This window comes from Candidatus Sodalis pierantonius str. SOPE (assembly GCF_000517405.1).
GTDB classification, from domain to species: domain Bacteria; phylum Pseudomonadota; class Gammaproteobacteria; order Enterobacterales; family Enterobacteriaceae; genus Sodalis_C; species Sodalis_C pierantonii.
Genome location: NZ_CP006568.1, coordinates 476111 through 497464 on the forward strand (window position 1 = coordinate 476111; position 21354 = coordinate 497464).

Genomic DNA, 21354 nt, shown 5'->3' on the forward strand with positions numbered 1-21354 from the left:
TCACAAGCAAACCGTTTACAGCGCCAGGAACCGGTAACGGGTTTGCGAAGCGTAGGCTTCCGTCGACTTGAGCAAGCATGCGGGCTGCGGCCATTCTGGATGATGGGGACTGTCGGGTAAAAATTCGCTTTCCAGCGTGACTCCGCTGTAGTTGAGATATTCGTCGCCTTGGCGAGCCGGCGTGCCGGCGAGAAAATTGCCGGTATAGAGCTGAAGGGCCGGCGCAGTGGTAAACACCTCCATTTGTACTTCGCCGTCGGCCGACCAAAGACGGGCCGCGGGTTCTTCGGCGCTGCTCAGGCCCGGATACAGCAGATAACCGTGGTCGTAACCCTTCATGCGCTGCTGATTGCGATCGCGCAGGAAGTCGGCGGCGATCGTTTTTGGCTGGCGAAAATCCATGCCGGTGTTGTCGACATCGGTCGGATCGGCGCAGGGAATGCCCTCGCTATCCACCGGCAAATATTGGTTGGCCATGATTTGCAGGCGCTGCTGGCGAATATCGCTGTTGGCGCCGTCAAGGTGGAAATAACCGTGATTGGTGAGATTGACCGGGCAGGGCTTATCCACCGTAGCGTGGTAATCGATTTGTAACGCGTTATCCTCGGTGACGGTATAGCGTACGTCCGCTACCAGATTGCCCGGATAGCCCTGATCGCCGTCGGCGGGCACCAGCGCCACGACGCAACCACCGAAACCGCCGCCGGTCATACGTACACCGCCTGCCTCACCAATCTCCCCTTTGATAATCGTGCCCAGGGTGTCGATGGCCGGCACGGTAATTTCAAAATCGTCGCGCATTGAGGCGTGAGATTCAGCCATCAAACGGCCCATCAGCCTGAGATCGTCTGCCGCCAGAGCATCGGCCGCGGCCAGCGTGCGTGCATTTTCGCTTAACACGTGGCGCACCCGCTTGGTGACCATGTCATCGAGTTCATGGGCCACCGCCTCAAATTGTTCCAGCGCGACATCGCGCAGTTTTTCCACCGCGAAGAAGCGCGCGCCGGTTTCACACTGCTCGCGGCGGGCGTTGTATTCACTGTCCACCAGGCCGCGTTTGACGTTGGAATTGACGATAACCACCGCGACATTGTCCGGCATCGGCACCGCGCGCGTACCCAAGGTACGGCTGTCGATCAACAAAGCGTGGTTGTCTTTGCCCAGCGCCGAAATCAGCTGATCCATAATGCCGCAGTTACAGCCGACGAACTGATTTTCCGCTTCTTGTCCGTTAAGCGCCAGCGCCACGTTATCCACCGATAGGTGATAAAGCGATTGCAGCGCTTTGCCCACGGCAACCTCTAGCGCTGCCGACGAACTCAGGCCGGCTCTCTGGGGGACATTGCCGCTGATAACCAGGTCGGCGCCGCCAAAACGCCCATCCCGCCGCTGTAAATGTTTTACTACCCCGCGAACATAATTGGACCATTGCTGATCGGCTTGGGATAAAATTGGCTCATCCAGAGAAAAAATATCGTGCTGGCGGTCATAGTCCACGGCAATAACCCGAATTTTGCGATTGTCACGGCGCGCGCAGCTAATCACCGTCTCGTAATCGATCGCGCAGGGGAGCACGAAGCCGTCGTTATAATCGGTATGCTCGCCGATGAGATTGACCCGGCCGGGTGTTTTCACCGTCAGGGTGGCATCATAGCCAAAGGCGTCGCGAAAAACGGTTTCAGTGGTGTTTAGTAAACTCATATTGAGGCTCCAGATTGCCGAAAATAATTTTCGCTGACCGCGCGCAGGCGCTCGGCGGCTTGTTCCGCGGTCAGATCGCGCTGGGTTTCCGCCAGCATTTCATAGCCCACCATAAATTTACGTACCGTGGCGGAGCGCAGCAGCGGCGGATAAACATGCGCATGTAATTGCCAATGTGCATGGTCGCCGTCGGTAAAGGGCGCGCCGTCGGCCAGCTCGCGGGCGGCGTAGTTCAAAAGCAGGGAGGACCCCTGCTGCCGGTAATACTCTCGCTGTAAACGGTCTTCGCGTTCGGCTTCGTTGGGCAGAAAACTGTTGGACCAAATCTGCCCGTGGGGATGGGGATTGGAGCAGCCCATGGCGGCGCCTTTGTTCTCGAACACCTGTACCCAGGGATAGGTTTTACCCAGTTCCGCGCTTTGATCGCGCCAGGCGGCGATCACCGCCTCAAGCGCCGGCAGCGACAGCTCGGGAAGCGTTTTACTGTGGTCTGGAGAGAAGCAGATTACCCGGCTGGTACCGCGGGCGCTTTGACTACGAAACAGCGGATCATCGCTGGGCGGCGCGTCGGGGGTATCCGGTATAAGCGCGGCAAAATCGTTGGTAAACACGTGCGTAGTGCGGTAATCGGGATTACGATCGCCGGTAATGCGGGTATTGCCCGGACAAAGGTAGCAGTCCGGATCGTGCGCCGGCAGGGTTTGCGCTGAAGGCATTTCCTGCTGGCCTTGCCAGGGGCGCTTGGCCCGGTGAGGTGAAACCAGGATCCACTGACCGGTCAAGGGGTTATAACGTCGATGGGGATGATCGACGGGATTAAACGGTTGCATGAGATCTCCTTAGTCCGGGTAGCCGTTCGGGTGCCGGGACTGCTAACGCCAGGTGTTGCGGACCGTATCTTCCAGCGTTCGGGTGACACGCCAGTTCAATTCCCGCGCGGCCTTTTCCGACGCTGCCCAGTAGGCGGCCAGATCGCCGTCGCGTCGGGGGGCGAAATGGTAAGGCAGTGGCTTACCGCACGCCTGGCTGAAGGCTTCCACCACTTCCAGCACGCTATGGCCTTTGCTCGAGCCCAGATTATAGATATGCACGCCGGGCCGGTCGCGCAGCGTGGTCAGCTCAGCAAGATGGCCGTCGGCCAAATCTAAAACATGAATATAGTCGCGAACGCCGGTACCGTCCGGCGTCGGAAAATCATTGCCGTAAATCGCCAGAGAGGGGCGACGTCCCACCGCGACCTGGGCAATAAAGGGCATCAGATTGTTCGGCATCCCCTGCGGATCTTCTCCCATCTCGCCCGAAGGATGGGCGCCGACCGGATTGAAATAGCGCAACAGGCTGATGCTCCAGCGGGGATCGGCATGCTGCAGATCCTTAAGTATCTGTTCGACCATCAATTTGCTGCGGCCGTAGGGGCTGGCGGGATGCCCGGTGGGCAAGCTTTCGTCGTAAGGGGTGACGGGCTGAACGCCGTAAACGGTGGCCGAGGAGCTGAATATCAGGTTGACAACGCCGGCCTCCCGCATGGCTTCTACCAGGGCAAGAGTGCCGTAAACGTTATTATCATAATAGTCGATAGGAAGATTGACCGATTCGCCTACCGCCTTCAGACCGGCGAAGTGAATTACCGCCTCAATATCGTGCTCGGCGAAAATCTTCGCCAGCAGTTGCCGGTCGCGTATGTCGCCTTGATAAAACGCCGGCGTGTGGCCGCTTAATCGGCCAAGGGTCGCCACGACGGAACTTTTGCTGTTACATAGGTTGTCGACAATCACGGGCGTGATGCCGGCAGCGATAAGCTGCAAACAGGTGTGGCTGCCGATGTAACCACCTGTAACCAGGACTGACATAATTCAACTCCCTTCGATTTAACGAGAATACTCTAGCATGATCCGCTCAAGGAAAAGGTGATCCTGCCGCGATTTATGAAATCGATTACATTTATACTAGCGCAAGGATACCACCCATCAGCGCCAGCCTCGCGCTCTCTTCTTTTATCCAACCACCGCCTCAATGGGCGTTAACAGCGGTTAAATGTGGTAGCGATTACATGCTGAATGGAGTAAATCTTACACGTAGGGGAGAGGATGACCCGAGACGGAAAGGGGACAGGCGCGTAGTTCTTGGCCGGGATAGCGCCACGTCAGGCGTCGAGCGTTTCTAGCTGATATCGATAGCGTTCTCCGTCAGGCACGAAGGTTAACCGGTGGGTAATACATTCCGGCGCATCTTCGGCATGATGGGAAACGAACAGCAGTTGGGTGCTACCTTGGCCAATCAACACGTCTATCCAGCGGCGCACCAGCTGGCGGTTAAGCGGATCCAAACCCTGTAGCGGCTCGTCGAGAATCAGCAGCGCTGGATGTTTAACCAACGCGCGCGCAATCAAGGTCAGACGCTGCTGACCCCAGGAGAGACCGTGAAACGCCGCGTCGGCCTGACTCTCCAGCCCGAGTAAACGCAGCCACTGCCGCGTCAACTGCTGCTGCCGCTCCGAGGGCGACTGGTAAACGCCGATAGAATCAAAAAAACCGGACAAGATGACGCTACGCGGGCTGGCGCTGACGCGATAATCCAAATGCAGGCTGCTGCTGACATAGCCGATATGGCGTTTGATATCCCAAATGGTTTCGCCGCTGCCGCGCCGACGGCCGAACAACGTGAGATCGTTACTGTATCCTTGCGGATGGTCGCCGGTTACCAGACTGAGCAGCGTGGATTTACCGGCGCCGTTCGGGCCGACAATCTGCCAGTGCTGGCTCGGCGCCACCTGCCAATCCAGATGGTGTAAAATCGGCCGGTCCTGGTAAGACACGACGCCGTCGCGCAAGGTAATCAGCGGCTGGTCCGCCGGTAGCGCGGCCTGCTGCTGCGGCGAGTCGGTTTCCGGGAGTGCCAGATCCTGCAGAGATTCCAGATGGGCCAGCTGCGCCACCAGCAGGCTTTGACGCGAGCCGGTGCAGGTCAGCGCACAATCCACCAGGATACCGACCCGGTCGATATAGTCAGGAATATCCTCGAACCGGTTGAGGATCAATACCAGCGTACAGGCGTTGTCCGCCAGACCGGCTAAGCGTTCGCTTAATTGCTTACGTGAGGCTACGTCCAGACCGTCGAACGGCTCATCGAGAATCAGCAAATCCGGCCGCGCCATCAGCGCCTGGCACAGCAGCACTTTACGGGACTCGCCGGTGGAAAGGTATTTGAACCGGCGCGTCAGCAACTGGCTGATACCGAATTGATCCGCCAATATTTGGCAGCGCGCATCGTCGTGGTGGTGCTGCTGAATAATCTCCGCCGCGGTGCTGCCGGTGTCATCTTCGCCGGGGCTCAGCAGGTCGGTATTGGCCCGCTGCCACTCCTCCTCCACCAGCCGCTGCACTTGTTCCAGCGATAGGCGGGCAATGCGCCGATAGTCGGTGCGGCGTTCGCCGGCCAAAAGGGTGAGGTCCTCGGCCAGCGCGCGCGCCAGGGCGGATTTTCCGCTGCCGTTGGCACCGACGAAAGCCCAGCTCTGGCCGGTAGCAATGCTGACGTCATTCAGGGTAAGCACGCGGGTATCGTTAAGGCGGAATGAACCTTGCGAAATTTGCAATGAAGACATCGATTGTTCCTTTGAACGCAACGGAAGGAGCAGCATAGGAAATTTGCGCGGCGATGTCAATGGCGGCGGGCCGCCTTTAGCACAGCGTGGCAGAGGATGGCCTGGTCGGCATTAAAATATGCTGCTATCGGCTGCGATAACTTTAGCTTATCGGTTACCGCGGTCGGCACCGTGGCGCACAGCTGCTGGCCGCCGGGCAGAAGGATAAGCGCTTCATCGTTTTCCCCGCCGCGTTCCAAATGAGTCAGAGTGCCGTGCAACACATTGTCCGCCTGCGGCGCGTCCGCGGCGGGTAAGGCAAGGGAAATCCAGGGCGCCTTTATCAGCACCAGCACCTCTTTGCCTCGCTCCAACTGTAGCCGCTCGGCGCTCTTTCGGTCAGGGCAACGTTCAATTGCGTGTTGCCATCGACCAGCGCGACCGTCACCTGCTGCTGCACCGGTTGGAGATGACGATTGACGATGGTGCCGAAAAATTGATTGCGCGCGCTGGTTTGCAGCGAGAAACGCGCAATCGCCGCCAACAGGCTGTCTAACGGTAAGCTATCGTCCTGCAGGACATCGAAGACCTTTTGCTGAATTTGGCCCAGCAGGTCGTAGAGCTGCAGCAACCGCTCGGCGTAGCGGGTTAACGTGGTGCCGCCGCCGCCTTTGCCGCCGGTCGCGCGCGCCACCAGCGCCTGTTCCGCCAGCGCGTTCATGGCATCCCAGGCGCTTTTGTAGCTGACGCCCGCCAGTTTCGCGCCCTGACTGATGGAGCCGGTGGCGCGGATCTGTTTGAGTAGCGCAATGCGGCGCGGGTCGGCGAACAGTTGCTGACGGAGTTTCAGGGTTAACAGAATTTCTGCCTGCATGCGCAAACCTCGTGGCTCAAAAAGGAAATTGTCGCTTATCCGACGGCCAGCGGCAAATAACGCCGGTCGTGATAACATAAAAGGCCTAATCGCCGCAGCCAGAAACTGGTATAAAGATAATGAAAATAACCATTATGCGCCAACTAGAAGCTATGAGGTAACGATGCTTGAACTATTAGAGAGCCTGGCCATTGTCATTTTAATGGTGCCTGTCGTCATGGCGATTATCCTGGGACTGATTTACCTGCTGGGAGAATTGTTCAATATCATCTCCAAGTTTGGGCAGCCCAAACAGCGTCGCCAGTCGAGCGACGACGTGAAACCGGCTTCCCGTCAGTAACGGCCTGTCGGGCGTGCTTCGCGGGCGGCTGCCGCGCGGCACGCACCCGTGCGTAAAAGTACGCCACCGCTTTTAAACCTTTAGTCGGGTCGCCGCCGTCCAGTGCCCAGGCGGTATCCACGTCATAAAGTCTGCCACCGCCTTTCAACGTTTTTCCGGACGGCTGCCCGCGCCGGCTGCGCCAGGCGGTGCTCTCCTTTCGCGCCTTATCCCCCGCCGTATGACCCGAAGCGCGTCCCCCATGTCCGATCCTGCTCTTTTCGTCCGTTTCGCCGCTATAATCACCGTCTTCGGACATGCGCCGTCGCCGGGGCTTTACACACCCGGCCCCGGCGCATATTCTGTGGGCGTTTAATAAGTGTTTCGGTAATCAATGAGGATGTAATGGAACCACGGGAAAGCGGCAAACTACGGGTCGCGGTGCTGTTCGGCGGCCAGTCCACCGAGCATGAAGTGTCGCTGCGCTCATCGTTGAATGTCATTCGCGCCATCGACCGGCAACGATACGATTTGGCCCTCATCGGGGTAGATAAACACGGGCGTTGGACGTTGTGCGACGAGCAGGACTATCTGCTTAATCCTGACGATCCTGCCGCCATTCGCCTGGCGCCGGCGCGGCGTTATCTGGCCGTCGTGCCCGGTCAGCAGCGGGCACAGCTGATTGATGCCGCCAACGGCCAGCCGTTGCCATCGATTGATGTCGCTTTCTCGGTGTTGCACGGCGCCAGCGGTGAGGACGGATCGGTGCAGGGACTGCTCAGGGTTCTTAATATTCCCTATGCCGGGCCAGACGTGCTGGGGTCGGCGGTCTGTATGGACAAGGACATGACCAAGTGCGTGCTGCGCGACGCCGGCGTACCGGTTACGCCTTCGGTGACGCTGCTGCGCACGGGAGACGCGGCGCCGGATTTCGACGCCATCGTCAGCCAGTTGGGCCTGCCGCTGTTCATTAAACCTGCCAGCCAGGGATCGTCGGTGGGGGTCAGTAAAGTGACCGATCGGGCCACCTTCGACGCGGCGTTGGCGCTGGCTTTCCGTTATGATGCTAAAGTCCTGGTTGAACAGACTATAACCGGACGGGAAATCGAAACCGCCGTCCTGGGCAACGACTCTCCGGAAGTGAGCGTCTGCGGCGAGATCCTCGCCAACGACGAATTTTACGCCTATGACACCAAATATTTGAAGGGCGCCCAGGCGGGACTGGTTATTCCGGCGCCGCTGGCGGCGCCCGTCGCCGACGCTATCCGCCAGACGGCTCGGCAGGCGTATCTGGCGCTGGGCTGTAGCGTGATGGCGCGGGTGGATTTCTTTTTGACCGAGCAAGGCGAGATCCTGCTCAATGAGGTCAATACCCTGCCGGGCTTTACCTCCATCAGTATGTACCCCAAGCTGTGGGAAGCCAGCGGTTTGGATTATCCCGCGCTGGTGGAACGTCTTATCACGCTGGCGCTGGCGCGCGCCCGCGCGGCGAGCCTCAGCCAAACCGAACGCTGAGCCCGTTGGTCGCCCGGGCGGGCGCCCGACCTGCCGCGGGCTTCGGGATGAAGGCGCCAGGCCAGCGAACGGCTTTGGTTCCGGCAGGGAGGTGCGGCCAGCAGTGGCGCATAGCCCCTGGCGAGGGCGTCAGGCCAGCAGGCGCTGGCGGATAAAATCGGCGATGGACGGCGCTTCATTATCGCCGATGACCACATCGGCGCGCGCTTTGATGGCATCGTCGCTTTGCCCCATCGCCACGCCGAGGCCGGCGCTCTCCAGCATACTAAGATCATTGTAATTATCGCCGAAAGCCACTACCTGACGCATGCTGAGCTCCTGGGCGGTGACCCAGTGTGCCAACTGGCGGCCCTTACTGTTGCCCCTTTGGGCGATATCCACTGGTCGTGCCAGGACCATTCGCAGGCCAGCCCCAATTCCAGCTCTACCGCTTCGGCGAAGGTTTGCAGCTTGCCGATGTCCGCGTCGGAGGTGGCGAACTTCCAAATCGCTGTCGCCTCTTGCGCCGCTGCCTCCAGGCTGTCCACCTGCACAAGCGTCGGCCGCTGCGCCGGCGGTAGGGTCTCCGACCAGGCCAGGGAACGCAGGACATGATCGCTCGGGTGTTGATACAACATGGCGTCATCCACATACAGCAGGCCGTGTATGGCGTAATGGTCCAAAAGATCCAGCACCGTTAGCGTCTGCGCCTTATCGAGGGGATTGGCGGTCACCACCCGCCGCGCCGGGTAATCGTAGAGATAGGTGCCGTTGCAGCAAATCGCCGGCGTGTCTATCTCCAGCGCCTGATAGAACGGGTGGATGACGACATGATGCCGGCCGGTGACCACCATCACCTGTAGGCCGGCGTCACGCGCCTGGCGCAGCGCGGTAAGGGATTCCGGCAGTATACGTTTTTGTCGGGTCAGCAGCGTGCCGTCCAGATCCAGAGCAATAAGGCGATAATCCATAGTTTTCATATTAGTTTAGTATTCAATCATACGCGATGTTACACCCTCGGCGCGGCGGCGAAAACCGTGATAATCTCGGTGGCTAACGCGCCTTAACGGTGACATGCTTATTCGAGGCGTGCCGTTAAGGTGACGAAACCTTGTCAAACGACAAACGACAAACGCCATGCCCGCCACAGAAGCGAAATGAGGAGAACACATGAAGCACATTGTCTACGTTGCCAGCCCGGAAAGTCAGCAAATACACGTCTGGCAAATGGACGACCAGGGCGCGCTAACCTTGCTGCAAGTCGTGGATACCCCCGGGCAGGGGCAGCCGATGGCAATCCACCCGGCGAACACGCATCTCTATATCGGCGTCCGACCGGCCTTCGGCGTGGTCAGCTACCGCATCGATGAACGAGGATTGCTGACCGAGGCCGGAATGGCGCCGCTGCCGGGCGGCCCGACGCAGCTGACCACCGATTTGCAGGGCACGACGCTGTACAGCGTTTCCTATAGCGGCAGCTGTCTGAGCGTCAGCCCCATCGACGAACAGGGTATCGTCGGTGCGCTGCAGCAAACGCTAAAAGGGTTAACCCATTGCCATTCGGCCAATGTCGATACCACCAATCAGGAGCTGTGGGTGCCCTGCCTGCAAGAAGATCGCATCCGGCGCTATGGGATTGGCGCAGCCGGCCGTTTAACGCCCCTTACCCCTGCGGCGCTGGACAGCGTGGCCGGGCCGCGCCACATGGCGTTCCACCACGGCGGGGATTACGCCTACGCCATCAACGAACTCAGCGGCACGGTCAACGTGATTGCCATTGACGCCGCCGGCGCCGGTCCGCGCATTGTGCAGACGCTGGACATTATGCCGGCCGGTTTCAGCGACACCCGCTGGGCGGCGGATATTCATATTACCCCCGACGGCCGCTGGCTTTACTGTTGCGATCGTACCGCCAGCGTCATCAGCCGGTTTGCGGTGACGGAAGACGGCGGTGTATTGCGTCTGTTGGGTCATCAGGCAACGGAAACCCAGCCGCGCGGATTTAATATCGATAGCCAGGGGCGGTTTTTGGTGGCTGCCGGGCAGAAATCGCACCATATCGCAGTGTACGCCATTGAGGGGCAATCGGGCGAACTGGCGCCGCTGGCGCGCTATGCGGTGGGGCAGGGGCCGATGTGGGTGTCTATTCTGGCGCGGTAAAACTCCGCGTGCGTGCGCCCTGTCACCCGCGTTATTCGTTCACGGGCGACAGGGGCCGTTTCATGGAGCAGGGTGGTCAGCGCCCTCAGCGGTAGGTGACGGTCAGCGACGCGCTGCCCAGCGTGTGAAAATGCACGTTAAAGCCAATCATCGCGCCGCTGGCGTTTTCATCCATCTCCAGATGCTCGACATCCAGCGCATGGACGGTGAACTGGTAGCGTTGCGTTTCCCCCGGCGGCGGCGCCGCGCCGCCATAACCCGCGCTGCCGAAATCCGTGCGTCCCTGAACCGCGCCCGGCGGCAGATGGTCCTGGCCGGAGCCCGCGCCCTGGGGCAGCATGCGTCCGTCCGCCGGAATGTTGGCCACCAGCCAGTGCCACCAGCCAGTGCCACCAGCCAGTGCCACCAGCCGGAGCCGGTCGGCGCGTCTGGGTCAAAAACGGTGATCACGAAGCTTTTGCTGCCATCAGGGACATCGTCCCACGCCAGATGCGGCGAAATATTATCCCCCTGATATCCCATACCGTTGAACACATGGCGCTCGGGTAACGTCGCGCCGGGCTGCAGATCGTTGCTGATTAAGGTAAACACGCGGGCATTCTCCTGTCGGGCATTAGCGGTTGAGGATTTTTAATAAATTCTGTGCGGTCGCCGTCGATGAGGCGGGATTCTAACCGGTGACCAAATGGCCATCCGTTACCGAGTAGGACTGCCAATCGTCGGTGCGCTCAAATTGTCCGCCCAGCCGCCGGAGTTCATCTTCCACCAGGAACGGGACCACCTTGGTCAACTGAACGCCCTGTTCTTCGCTATTGGTAAAACCGGTTACACGCTTACCCGCCACCAGCGGTGTGCCGTCAGGCTTTTTCGCATGGCGCAATACGCCGGGCGCATGGCAGACGGCCGCCACCGGTTTGCCATCGGCGAACGTTTGCTCGATAAGCGCGATGGAGTGGGGATCTTCCGCCAGGTCCCACGGCGGACCATGGCCGCCGGGATAAAACACCGCGTCAAAATCCTCGGCCCGCAGCGTATCCACTCTGACGGTCGCCGCCAGCGCCTGCTGCGCGGCGCGGTCGGTGTGAAAACGTTCGGTGTCCTGGGTCTGCGCGTCCGGTTCGTCACTTTTCGGATCCAGCGGCGGTTGGCCGCCTTGCGGCGAGGCCAAGGTTATCTCTACCCCGGCGTCGTGCAGGGTATAATACGGTGCGACCAGCTCTTCCAGCCAGAAACCGGTCTGCTTACCGGTATTGCACAACCGATCATGGGATGTCAAGATCATGGCGACTTTCATCAGCGTTCTCCATCGATTGCGGCCCGCGGGATAACGGTGCGTCGGATTCGTCTCCGATACCGGTATCGCCGCTCGGGGCGGCTACGTTCAGTGGTTAAGCATAGCGTATGTGGCCACGCGCGCATGGCACCCCGTGCCGGCGCGTCAGGAGAGGAAATGCGCCGGCGGTGAAATAATGTAAGGCGGCATGAGGTAAATCAGCTTACCGATAGGACGGATCCATACGCCGCGGTCGACGAACCAGCGCTGTAGCGCCGCCATATTCACCGGTTGTGTCGTTTCTACCACGCCAATGGCGCCGAGTACCCGCACATCGCGCACCCGTGGATGGTCGGCCAGGGGCGTCAGTCCGGCGCTGAGCTGGGCGGCGAGCGCCGCCACGCGCGGGCGCCAGCTTTCGTCCTCGAGCAGCGACAGGCTGGCGTTGGTGGCGGCGCAGGCCAGGGGATTGCCCATAAACGTCGGGCCGTGCATGAAACAGCCGGCATCGCCGTCGCTGATCGTTTCCGCCACGTGGCGGCGGGTTAGCGCGGCGGAAAGGGTCAGGGCGCCGCCGGTCAAGGCTTTCCCCAGGCACAATATATCCGGCGTGATTGCAGGCGAACCATTCGCTGGTGCGGCCAAAACCGGTCGCGATTTCATCGGCAATCAGCAGTACGCTATAGCGATCGCACAGCGCCCGTGCTCGCCGCAGATATTCGGGGTGATAAAAGCGCATTCCGCCTGCGCCCTGGACAATGGGCTCCAGGATCACCGCCGCCAGCGTGCGGTGGTGGGCGGCAAACAGCGCGGCCAGCGGTGCGTCGTCGCCTTCGCGCCAGGTCTCGCCAAAACGGCGCTGGGGCGCGTCGACAAACCGGTGCGGCGGCAGGTAGCCCTGGTACAGGCTGTGCATCGAGTTATCGGGATCACAGACCGACATCGCGCCGAAGGTATCGCTGTGGTAGCCCTGGCGCAGGGCCAGCAACTCTCTGCGCGGTTCGCCGCGCGCCTGCCAATATTGCAGCGCCATTTTTATCGCCACTTCCACGGCCACCGAGCCGGAATCCGCCAGAAAGACGCACTCCAGGCCCTCCGGCGTCAGCGCCACCAGACGCCGACACAATGCCACCTCGGGCGGATGGGTAATGCCGCCGAACATCACATGGGACATGCGGCTGATTTTGTCGTTCATCGTCTGGTTTATCACCGGGTGATTGTAGCCGTGGATGGCCGCCCACCAGGATGACATGCCGTCCACCAGCCGGCGGCCGTCGCTTAAGGTCAGCTCGCAGCCGGCGGCAGAAACGACGGGATAGGTGGGCAGCGGATGCATCATGGAGGTGTAAGGATGCCAGATATGGCGGCTGTCGAAGGCGAGGTCATCGGCCTGCATCGGAATACCATGTAAACTAAAATTTAAATATATGGTTGACAGTGTAGCGGCAAACTTTACATTGACGCCATCTATTTCCTTCAAGATGCTGTGGATAACCGTTATGTCAACTTCTCAACGCTGGACGCTGGCGCAGGCCAACGCGCTGTTTGATAAGCCGTTTCTTGATCTACTGTTTGAGGCCCAGCAGATGCATTGCCAGCACTTCACGCCCGGTGAAGTACAGGTCAGCACGCTGCTGTCGATTAAAACCGGTGCCTGTCCCGAAGATTGCAAATATTGTCCGCAGAGCGCGCGTTATCACACCGGGCTTGAAAGCGAGCGTCTGATGCAGGCGCAGCGGCTGGCGGAGGCGGTGCTGGATTTCTATAACCATAACCTGGATACCTCGTCGGAATTCTACGGCAGCATCGTGACGACCCGCAGTTATCAGGACAGGCTCGATACCTTGAGCAAAGTCCGTCAGGCGGGCATCAAAGTCTGCTCTGGCGGCATTGTCGGGCTCGGTGAAGATATCCGCGATCGCGCCGGATTGCTGGTGCAGCTGGCCAATTTGCCGACGCCGCCGGAAAGCGTGCCTATCAATATGCTGGTGAAAGTGAAAGGGACGCCGCTGGCCGATAACGACGATGTGGACGCCTTTGATTTCATCCGCACCATTGCCGTGGCGCGCATCATGATGCCGTGTTCCCACGTACGTTTGTCGGCGGGACGGGAGCAGATGAACGAACAAACCCAGGCGCTGTGTTTCATGGCCGGCGCCAACTCCGTCTTTTACGGGTGCAAATTACTCACCACGCCTAACCCGGAAGAGGATCGCGACATGGCGCTGTTTCGCAAATTGGGTATTAATATCGAGCGCCGCGCCGCGTCCGAGGGCGACGTGGAGCAGCAGGCGCAGCTGACCGGGCAACTGCTAGCGGCGGATACGCCGCAATACTACAACGCGGCACGCTAATGACCGACGGGTGGATGACGCGCATCGACGATGCGCTGGCGCAGCGGCGCCGGGAGCACACCTACCGCGAACGCCGGGCGGTAAGCGGCGGCAACGATCGCTTCCTTCACGACGGCGATAAACCGTACCTGAATTTTTCCAGTAACGATTATCTCGGACTGGCGAGACACCCCGAGGTGATTGCGGCGTGGCAGCGGGGCGCGGCGCAGGCGGGGATGGGGTCGGGGGGATCGGGACATGTCACCGGTTACAGCCTTTATCATCAGCGGTTGGAGCAGCGGCTGGCCGACTGGCTGGGTTACCCGCGCGCGCTGTTGTTTACCTCGGGGTTTGCCGCCAATCAGGCGGTGGTGGGCGCGTTAACGGCCTCAGGCGATCATATTTTGGCGGATCGCCTGCGCCATGCCTCCCTGCTGGAGGCGGTCATGCAGTCGCCGGCGGAATTACGGCGTTTCGCCCACAACGATCCCCTCTCCCTGCAACGTCTGATGCGGCGCGACTGCGCCGGTAATCGCCTGGTGATCACCGAAGGGGTTTTCAGTATGGACGGCGATCGGGCGCCGTCGGATAACGCGATTCAGCCGCTGGTGGTGGGGGATAATTTGCGCACGCTGCGCCTGGCGGAGCGGTTGCGCGAGCGCGGCGTGTGGCTGACGGCGATCCGTCCACCCACCGTCCCGCCCGGCTGTGTATCACGCTCACCGCCGCCCATCAGGTCCAGGATATCGATGCACTGCTGGAGGCGTTATCCGATGCACAATCCGATTTACCACACAACGCTTGAACCGTCTGCCGACCACAAGCATGGCATCGCCCGCAGTTTCAGTCGCGCTGCCCCGCATTACGACCGCTATGCGGCGTTTCAGCGCGCCTGCGGCGATCGCCTTTGCGGCCTGATCGGGCAGGTCAAAGGGCAACGGCTGCTGAATGCGGGCTGCGGTACCGGCTGGTTTAGCCGACGCTGGCAGGCGCAGGGCCATCGGGTCATCGCCCTGGATCTCTCCGCCGCCATGCTGGCCCGTGCCCGCCAGCAGCGGTCCGCGGGCGCGTACCTATTGGGCGATATTGAACGGCTGCCGCTGGCGACGGGATCGATGGATGGTGTTTTCAGCAACCTGGCGGTGCAGTGGTGCGACTCTCTGCCGCGTGCTGCGGCCCGGCGGCACATTGGCTTTATCCACGCTAGCGTCGGGGTCATTGGCCGAACTGGAGCAGGCGTGGGGACGGGTGGACGGCGGCGTGCACATCAATGGTTTCCTTTCTGAGACCGCGATCGCCGAGGCGTTTGCTCCCTACCGGCATCGCCTGCTGGCCGAGCCGCATCACCTGTACTACCCGAGCCTGACCGACCTGCTGCGGGAGATAAAAGGGGTGGGGGCCGGGTATTTACACGGCGGACGGGCCCCCGGCTTAACCAGCCGCGGCCGTCTGCGGGCGCTGGAAGCCAGCTGGCCGCACCATCCGGCGGGGCTGCCGCTCAGTTATCGCGTGGTGTATGGAGTGCTTTACCGTGACTAAACGTTTTTTTATTACCGGAACCGACACCGATATCGGTAAAACTTTGGCGGCCTGCGCGCTACTGTAGGCCGCCGCCCGTGCGGGTTACCGCGCCGCGGGGTACAAACCGGTGGCCTCGGGGTGTGAACCGACCCCCGCAGGGCCACGCAACGGCGATGCGCTGGCGCTGATGGCCAACGGCAACGTGGCGCCGGCGTATCATCAGGTCAACCCGCTGGCGTTTATCGAGCCGACCTCGCCCCATATTGCCAGCCGCTATGAGGGCCGGCCTATCGCTGCCGCCGAGCTATCGGTGGGGCTTCGCGCGCTGGAAACCGCCGCGGACTGGCTGGTTATTGAAGGGGCGGGAGGCTGGTTTACCCCGCTGGGGGAAACGCTCTCTTACGCCGATTGGGTGGCCGCTGAGGGTCTGCCGGTGATTCTGGTGGTCGGGATGAAGCTCGGTTGCATCAACCATGCGCTTCTGACCACGCTGGCGGTGCGCCAGGCGGAGCTGCGTCTGGTGGGGTGGATTGCCAACCATCCTGCGCCAACGACCCATCGGCCGCAGGATTATCTGACGGCGCTGCAAGAGCGGCTGGCGGCCCCGCTATTGGGAGAAATTCCCTGGCTCAGCGCGGCGGGCACGGCGGCGCTTGCGGACTATCTCGATCTGTCGCTGCTGGAAGCACCCCGTTCGCTCTGACTTTACCGGGGGGGGGGGTAAGGGAGGGCGGTTGGTGACACCTGGCCCCGCTCGCCATCGTCATGGCCGTCGGCTAGCGTCTGTGGGAAACGGCAGTTAAGGCAGTTAAGGCAGTTAAGGCAGTAAAGGCGCGCCACGGGGCCTGGTCAACTCGCCAAATAACTTTGAATCAGCGCATTGTCCTGCTCGTCGAGCGAACCCTGGGCCACATTGCGGCCGCCCTCCAGCAGGCAGTAACGATCGCCCGTATGAACGCCAAAGGGTAATTGCTGCTCCACCAGCAATAAGGTCAGCCCGAAGTCATGCTGCATGCGCCGCAAAATGTCGCCGAACGCCTGCGCCGCCGCCGCGCTGCTGTCGCATGGCGTAGAGAAAGGGAAACAAATCGTGCACCATTTCCGGCACCTGCCGGGTATGATTGTGGCCGGCCAGCAAGGCGACGTGGAGATTCTCCTCCACGCTCAATTGGGAAAAGACCTGCCTCCCCTGGGGGACATAACCAATGCCGAGCGACGCGCGCGCCTCGGCGGGATGCGCCAACAGATCCTGCGCCTCTTCCCCCCGCAATTGCCACGTGACGCTGCCGCTGCTTACCGGCACATGGCCCATGATGCAATTGATCAAGGTGGTTTTACCCACCCCGTTGCGCCCCAAGAGGCAAGTACACTGACCGTGGGGCAACTCCAGATGAATATCTCGCAGAATTTGCCTGGGGCCGTAAAATTGATTTACCGCGTGCATGCGTAGCATAGGTTAGCTGCCTCCCCTTGTGAAATAGCCGTCGTCGGATTCCTGTATATCGGCGCGGGCGACGTCGGAATGTAGGCTTAAGGGTGTAGCAACTATCAGGCCAACAGTGGCCGCGGACGGTATGCTCGACAGGATGCACTGACCGGGCGCGGCATTGTCAGGATAAAAAGGGTTCATCGCGGCGCTTTTGCCGGACAAAGTGCGGAATAATGCACTTTGTCGGTGCCGAGCGTGTTTTTTGTGGTGCAAGGTGCCCGGACAGCACTATCAGAGTGCGACGGCACCGCGCCCGCCGCCGGAGCGACGACGGCAGCTTGCTGTAGGGTTAGTTATTTTTGGCATAACACAGCCCATAATAAAGACAAAAAATAGCTAAAAAAACCTTTTGTCATCTTTCTTTCAAGTTATTCAATTTTGTGGAATGTAAGCTATAAGCGGGGCGGTGGAAGTTATCCACTATTCCTGTGGATAACCGTGTGCATTAGGTTTAGAAAAACGCGCCGGAGCGAGAGCGGGCGCGGCTTGGCTGCATTTTGCCTGTATTCTCCACGCTTTTAATTATTTACGTGTTTACAACTATTTATGTAAAATCAAGTAAATTTGTAAGCGCGCTCGGCGGCGCTCGCATTTCGCCGCCGGGGCTGCCCCGCGCCGCCCCAGGCCCTGTGGGTTAATCACCTTTTTCCGCCTAAAGTCAACACTTTTTCCCTTCACTGGAAATGCACTATCGGGTCACGATAATGTCTGATTACTGGTATTGTATGGGTCTTCCCCTGTTGTGGTGGCTAAGGGCATTATGATGGCAGTCTTGATTTTTGAGGAGTCTGCCATGGACGAAAAGTCCCTCTATGCCCATATCCTTAACCTGTCCGCACCGTGGCAGGTACAATCCCTTTCTCTTGATGAAAAATCTGGATCAGTGACGGTAATTGTCGGCATTGCCGAGCACACACAACTGGCCTGCCCAACCTGCGGTCAATCCTGCTCCATACATGATCACCGGCGTCGTAAATGGCGTCACCTCGATACCTGTCAGTTCACCATGCTGGTTGAGGCTGATGTCCCCCGCGTTGACTGCCCCGAGCACGGTTGCCAGACACTGCCTGTTCCCTGGGCAGGGTCAGGCAGCCGCTACACCTTGTTGTTCGAATCCTTTGTTCTTTCATGGCTGAAAGTCAGCACCGTGGATGCTGTCAGAAAGCAGCTCAAACTCAGTTGTAATGCCGTTGACGGCATCATGATGCGCGCAGTCAAACGAGGCTTGGCCCGGATAAAACAACCCTTATCCGCCCGTCACCTCTGCGTGGATGAAGTCGGGTTCAAAAAAGGACACCAGTACGTCACCGTTATCTCTGACAGGCAGGGACGCGCTTTGCAACTGACCGACGACCGTGGTGTAGAAAGCCTTGCCAGTTATCTGCGCAGCCTGAGAGATCACCAGCTTGATGAGATAAAAACGCTGTCTATGGACATGAACATGGCCTATATCAGTGCAGCCCGCATCCATCTCCCCAATGCCGCCGATAAAATCGCTTTCGATCACTTCCATGTGGCAAAAATGTTGTGCGCCGTCGTTGATAAAACCCGTCAGGCTGAGATGAAACAGATCCCGTCGTCAGACAGGAAAGACGCCCACCACTCACGCTATCTATGGTTTTACAGCAAATAAAATCGCCTCGGGTGCCGGGCAGAGAGGTTAGAAGTTGCCCGGCTGGTGTTACCCCAAACGAGCCAGTGCTGGGTAATGAAAGAGCTTGCTCGCGATCTGTGGCACCGCCGCCATGACAATCATAGCCGTAAGCTGTGGCAGGAATGGATGGCGATGGCTAAAGACACTGGCATACCGCTTATGGCCAGCATTGCCCGCATGGTGGCAAAACGCCTTTACGGCATTCTGAATGCAATGAAAAACCGGGTATCAAATGGGAATGCGGAGTCCCTGAACAGCAAAATACGGCTGCTCAGGATCAAGTCACGGAGCTTCAGGAACAAAGAACGTTTCATGCTGGGCGTAATGTTCCACTATGGGAAACTAAATATGAATTTTTGAGCAATCATTTAAGGGAGTTATAAAATTTTTTTTGCTGGTGATGTTGTATTCGCTCGTCATTCTCCTTTTCTTTTTCCTTTTGCCACATATTGCTGCATCCCGGATCGCTAGGGGTAAGACAATATTGAGTTTTATCAACTTGAGATTTACTTTTCTCCCAAGATAATTTTGGCATTACCTCTGGTGACAGTGAATAGTCTTTCTTATCAGTGTTATACATCATATTTGGTGAGGCCGATGCTGCAACACCATGAAGCAGTAAGATAAATGGGGTATATGTATATTTTTTTAAGCATGACATGAACGTTATTCCTTTAAACGTAAATACGTTTGACATCCATATAGAAGTCCAAGTTCCAGCCAAAAGAATAAGTAAAGTAAAAATGCAGAACTGTCGATTGAGCCACCACAACAGGGGAAGACCCTATTGTATCCAGTAGTTATCCACTGGTAAAGTAGCGCGACAGTTCCCATACTCATAGAGTATCCCGCCACCCACTTTCCCAGCAGGTAGCCATAGCAGATGAGTAAAGCATTTAAACTGGTTTCATCGTTTAAACCGTCCGGCGATCAGCCGGAGGCCATTCTTTGCCTGGAGGAAGGGTTGGAAGATGGTTTGGCCCATCAGACCCTGCTGGGCGTGACCGGCTCGGGGAAAACCTTTACCGTGGCGAATGTGATAGCCGATCTGAACCGTCCCACCATGGTGCTGGCGCCCAATAAAACGCTGGCGGCGCAGCTGTATGGCGAAATGAAGGCCTTTTTCCCCGACAACGCGGTGGAGTATTTCGTTTCCTACTACGACTATTATCAGCCGGAAGCCTATGTGCCCAGCTCCGATACCTTCATCGAAAAGGATGCGTCGGTTAACGAGCATATCGAGCAAATGCGCTTATCCGCCACCAAAGCGCTGCTGGAGCGGCGCGATGTCATCGTGGTGGCCTCGGTTTCCGCTATCTATGGTCTGGGGGATCCTGACGCTTATCTGAAAATGATGCTGCACCTGACGCGCGGCATGATTGTCTCCCAGCGCAGAATCGTTAACCGGCTTTCCGAGCTGCAATATACCCGCAATGATCAGGCATTCCAGCGCGGTACCTTCCGGGTGCGCGGCGAGGTCATCGATATTTTTCCCGCCGAGTCCGACGAAGTGGCGCTGCGCGTTGAGCTGTTTGACGATGGAGTGGAGCGCCTGTCGCTGTTCGACCCGCTCACGGGCCACGTCGACCAGGAAGTACCCCGTTACACCATCTACCCGAAAACCCATTACGTCACACCGCGCGAGCGTCTGGTGCAGGCGATGGAAGACATTAAAGTGGAGCTGGCGGAACGGCGCCAGATGCTGCTGGCCAACGGCAAGCTGCTGGAAGAGCAGCGCCTGTCACAGCGTACCGCCTTTGATCTGGAAATGATGAACGAGCTGGGCTATTGCTCGGGGATCGAGAACTACTCCCGCTATCTATCGGGCCGCGGACCGGGTGAGCCGCCGCCGACGCTGTTCGACTATTTGCCCGCCGACGGCCTGCTGGTGGTGGACGAATCCCACGTCACCATTCCGCAAATCGGCGGGATGTACCGCGGCGACCGGGCGCGTAAAGAGACCCTGGTGGAATACGGCTTCCGCCTGCCCTCGGCGCTGGACAACCGGCCGATGAAGTTTGAAGAGTTCGCCGCGCTGGCGCCACAGACCATCTATGTTTCCGCCACGCCCGGCCCCTATGAGCTGGAAATGTGCGGCAACGAGGTAATAGACCAACTGGTGCGGCCGACCGGTCTATTGGATCCGCAAATTGAGGTGCGGCCGGTCACTACCCAGGTGGACGATTTGTTGTCGGAAATCCGCCGGCGGGTACAGGTAAACGAGCGGGTGCTGGTGACCACGCTGACCAAGCGGATGGCCGAGGATTTGACCGAATATCTCGAAGAACACGGCGAACGGGTGCGCTATCTGCATTCAGACATCGAAACCGTAGAGCGGGTGGAGATCATCCGCGATTTGCGTCTCGGCGAATTCGACGTTCTGGTCGGTATCAACCTGCTGCGCGAAGGGCTGGATATGCCTGAGGTGTCGCTGGTGGCGATTCTGGACGCCGACAAGGAGGGCTTTTTGCGCTCGGAACGTTCGCTCATCCAGACCATCGGCCGCGCGGCGCGTAATCTCAACGGCAAGGCTATCCTGTATGGCGATAAAATCACGCCATCCATGGCGCGCGCGATCGAGGAGACCGAGCGCCGGCACGAGAAACAACATGCGTATAATCTGGCCAACGGTATCGTGCCGCAGGCGCTGAATAAGCAAATCGCCGATATCATGGAACTGGGTCAGTCCCCGGCGCACGCGAAGCATAAAAAACGCAAGACGATGGAAGCGGCGGCCAAGTATGGCGATTTGACGCCGAAAGCGCTGGAGCAGAAGATCCGCGAGCTGGAAACCCGCATGCAGCAACATGCGCAGAACCTGGAATTTGAAGAGGCCGCCAGCGTGCGCGACCAAATTCACGCCCTGCGCGAGCAATTCATCGCCGTTTCCTGACGGCGTTGCCGCCCTCGGTAGACGCTTTCTCGCCGCCCAGGCCACCCTGTCCGGCTTGAC

11 protein-coding genes and 9 pseudogenes are annotated in these 21354 nt (G+C 59.1%); 9 read left to right on the top strand and 11 right to left on the bottom strand.

The genetic code is table 11. From position 1 onward, the window contains the following. Window positions 1-15: 15 nt before the first annotated feature. From galK to modE, 5 genes and pseudogenes are all read right to left on the bottom strand, one after another. Window positions 16-1701, bottom strand: coding sequence for a galactokinase (gene galK, locus SOPEG_RS30350; RefSeq protein ID WP_025244184.1), 1686 nt, complete (start codon window positions 1699-1701; stop codon window positions 16-18). Continuing rightward, window positions 1698-2531, bottom strand: coding sequence for a galactose-1-phosphate uridylyltransferase (gene galT, locus SOPEG_RS02490; protein ID WP_025244185.1), 834 nt, complete (start codon window positions 2529-2531; stop codon window positions 1698-1700). Before galT ends, galK begins: the two co-directional genes overlap by 4 nt. Window positions 2532-2573: 42 nt before the next feature. After that, a complete protein-coding gene (galE, locus tag SOPEG_RS02495) occupies window positions 2574-3551 on the bottom strand; it encodes a UDP-glucose 4-epimerase GalE (protein ID WP_038468106.1) in 978 nt (325 codons plus the stop codon). A 293-nt stretch (window positions 3552-3844) separates the two neighbouring features. Continuing rightward, window positions 3845-5305, bottom strand: a complete 1461-nt coding sequence (modF, locus tag SOPEG_RS02500; RefSeq protein ID WP_025244186.1) for a molybdate ABC transporter ATP-binding protein ModF — start codon at window positions 5303-5305, stop codon at window positions 3845-3847. 76 nt (window positions 5306-5381) lie between these two features. Next, window positions 5382-6158: pseudogene (modE, locus tag SOPEG_RS02505) on the bottom strand (molybdenum-dependent transcriptional regulator). A gap of 163 nt (window positions 6159-6321) precedes the next feature. Here modE and SOPEG_RS23890 point away from each other — a divergent pair. After that, a complete protein-coding gene (locus SOPEG_RS23890; RefSeq protein WP_025244187.1) occupies window positions 6322-6498 on the top strand; it encodes an AcrZ family multidrug efflux pump-associated protein in 177 nt (58 codons plus the stop codon). A gap of 384 nt (window positions 6499-6882) precedes the next feature. Then, on the top strand, window positions 6883-7992 hold the full coding sequence (gene ddlA, locus SOPEG_RS02515) for a D-alanine--D-alanine ligase (protein ID WP_025244188.1): 1110 nt from the start codon (window positions 6883-6885) through the stop codon (window positions 7990-7992). A 129-nt stretch (window positions 7993-8121) separates the two neighbouring features. On the opposite strand, the pseudogene SOPEG_RS02520 reads toward ddlA, so the two are convergent. Continuing rightward, a pseudogene (locus tag SOPEG_RS02520) lies at window positions 8122-8942 on the bottom strand (pyridoxal phosphatase). A 199-nt stretch (window positions 8943-9141) separates the two neighbouring features. On the opposite strand from SOPEG_RS02520, the gene pgl reads away from it, so the two are divergent. Continuing rightward, on the top strand, window positions 9142-10131 hold the full coding sequence (gene pgl, locus SOPEG_RS02525) for a 6-phosphogluconolactonase (RefSeq protein ID WP_025244189.1): 990 nt from the start codon (window positions 9142-9144) through the stop codon (window positions 10129-10131). A gap of 85 nt (window positions 10132-10216) precedes the next feature. Here pgl and SOPEG_RS02530 read toward each other — a convergent pair. From SOPEG_RS02530 to bioA, 3 genes and pseudogenes are all read right to left on the bottom strand, one after another. Continuing rightward, a pseudogene (locus SOPEG_RS02530) lies at window positions 10217-10722 on the bottom strand (YbhB/YbcL family Raf kinase inhibitor-like protein). Between the two features lie 79 nt (window positions 10723-10801). Beyond that, complete coding sequence (locus SOPEG_RS02535) at window positions 10802-11425, bottom strand: type 1 glutamine amidotransferase domain-containing protein (protein ID WP_051419397.1); 624 nt, start codon at window positions 11423-11425, stop codon at window positions 10802-10804. 144 nt (window positions 11426-11569) lie between these two features. Continuing rightward, window positions 11570-12800, bottom strand: a pseudogene (gene bioA, locus SOPEG_RS02540) (adenosylmethionine--8-amino-7-oxononanoate transaminase). A gap of 103 nt (window positions 12801-12903) precedes the next feature. On the opposite strand from bioA, the gene bioB reads away from it, so the two are divergent. The 4 genes and pseudogenes from bioB (at window position 12904) to bioD (ending at window position 15961) form a co-directional block, all read left to right on the top strand. Beyond that, on the top strand, window positions 12904-13758 hold the full coding sequence (bioB, locus tag SOPEG_RS02545; protein WP_025244190.1) for a biotin synthase BioB: 855 nt from the start codon (window positions 12904-12906) through the stop codon (window positions 13756-13758). Next, window positions 13758-14542 (top strand): annotated as a pseudogene (locus tag SOPEG_RS02550) (aminotransferase class I/II-fold pyridoxal phosphate-dependent enzyme). Before bioB ends, SOPEG_RS02550 begins: the two are co-directional and overlap by 1 nt. Then, window positions 14511-15276: pseudogene (bioC, locus tag SOPEG_RS02555) on the top strand (malonyl-ACP O-methyltransferase BioC). Before SOPEG_RS02550 ends, bioC begins: the two co-directional pseudogenes overlap by 32 nt. Next, window positions 15269-15961, top strand: a pseudogene (bioD, locus tag SOPEG_RS02560) (dethiobiotin synthase). The pseudogenes bioC and bioD overlap by 8 nt, the downstream one beginning before the upstream one ends. A gap of 146 nt (window positions 15962-16107) precedes the next feature. Here bioD and SOPEG_RS02565 read toward each other — a convergent pair. Then, window positions 16108-16711, bottom strand: a pseudogene (locus SOPEG_RS02565) (ABC transporter ATP-binding protein). 829 nt (window positions 16712-17540) lie between these two features. Here SOPEG_RS02565 and SOPEG_RS02570 point away from each other — a divergent pair. Beyond that, window positions 17541-18761, top strand: a pseudogene (locus SOPEG_RS02570) (ISL3 family transposase). Between the two features lie 4 nt (window positions 18762-18765). Here SOPEG_RS02570 and SOPEG_RS27010 read toward each other — a convergent pair. Continuing rightward, a complete protein-coding gene (locus tag SOPEG_RS27010) occupies window positions 18766-19098 on the bottom strand; it encodes a hypothetical protein (protein WP_158382322.1) in 333 nt (110 codons plus the stop codon). 186 nt (window positions 19099-19284) lie between these two features. On the opposite strand from SOPEG_RS27010, the gene uvrB reads away from it, so the two are divergent. Further along, window positions 19285-21294, top strand: coding sequence for an excinuclease ABC subunit UvrB (uvrB, locus tag SOPEG_RS02575; protein WP_025244191.1), 2010 nt, complete (start codon window positions 19285-19287; stop codon window positions 21292-21294). Window positions 21295-21354 lie beyond the last annotated feature (60 nt).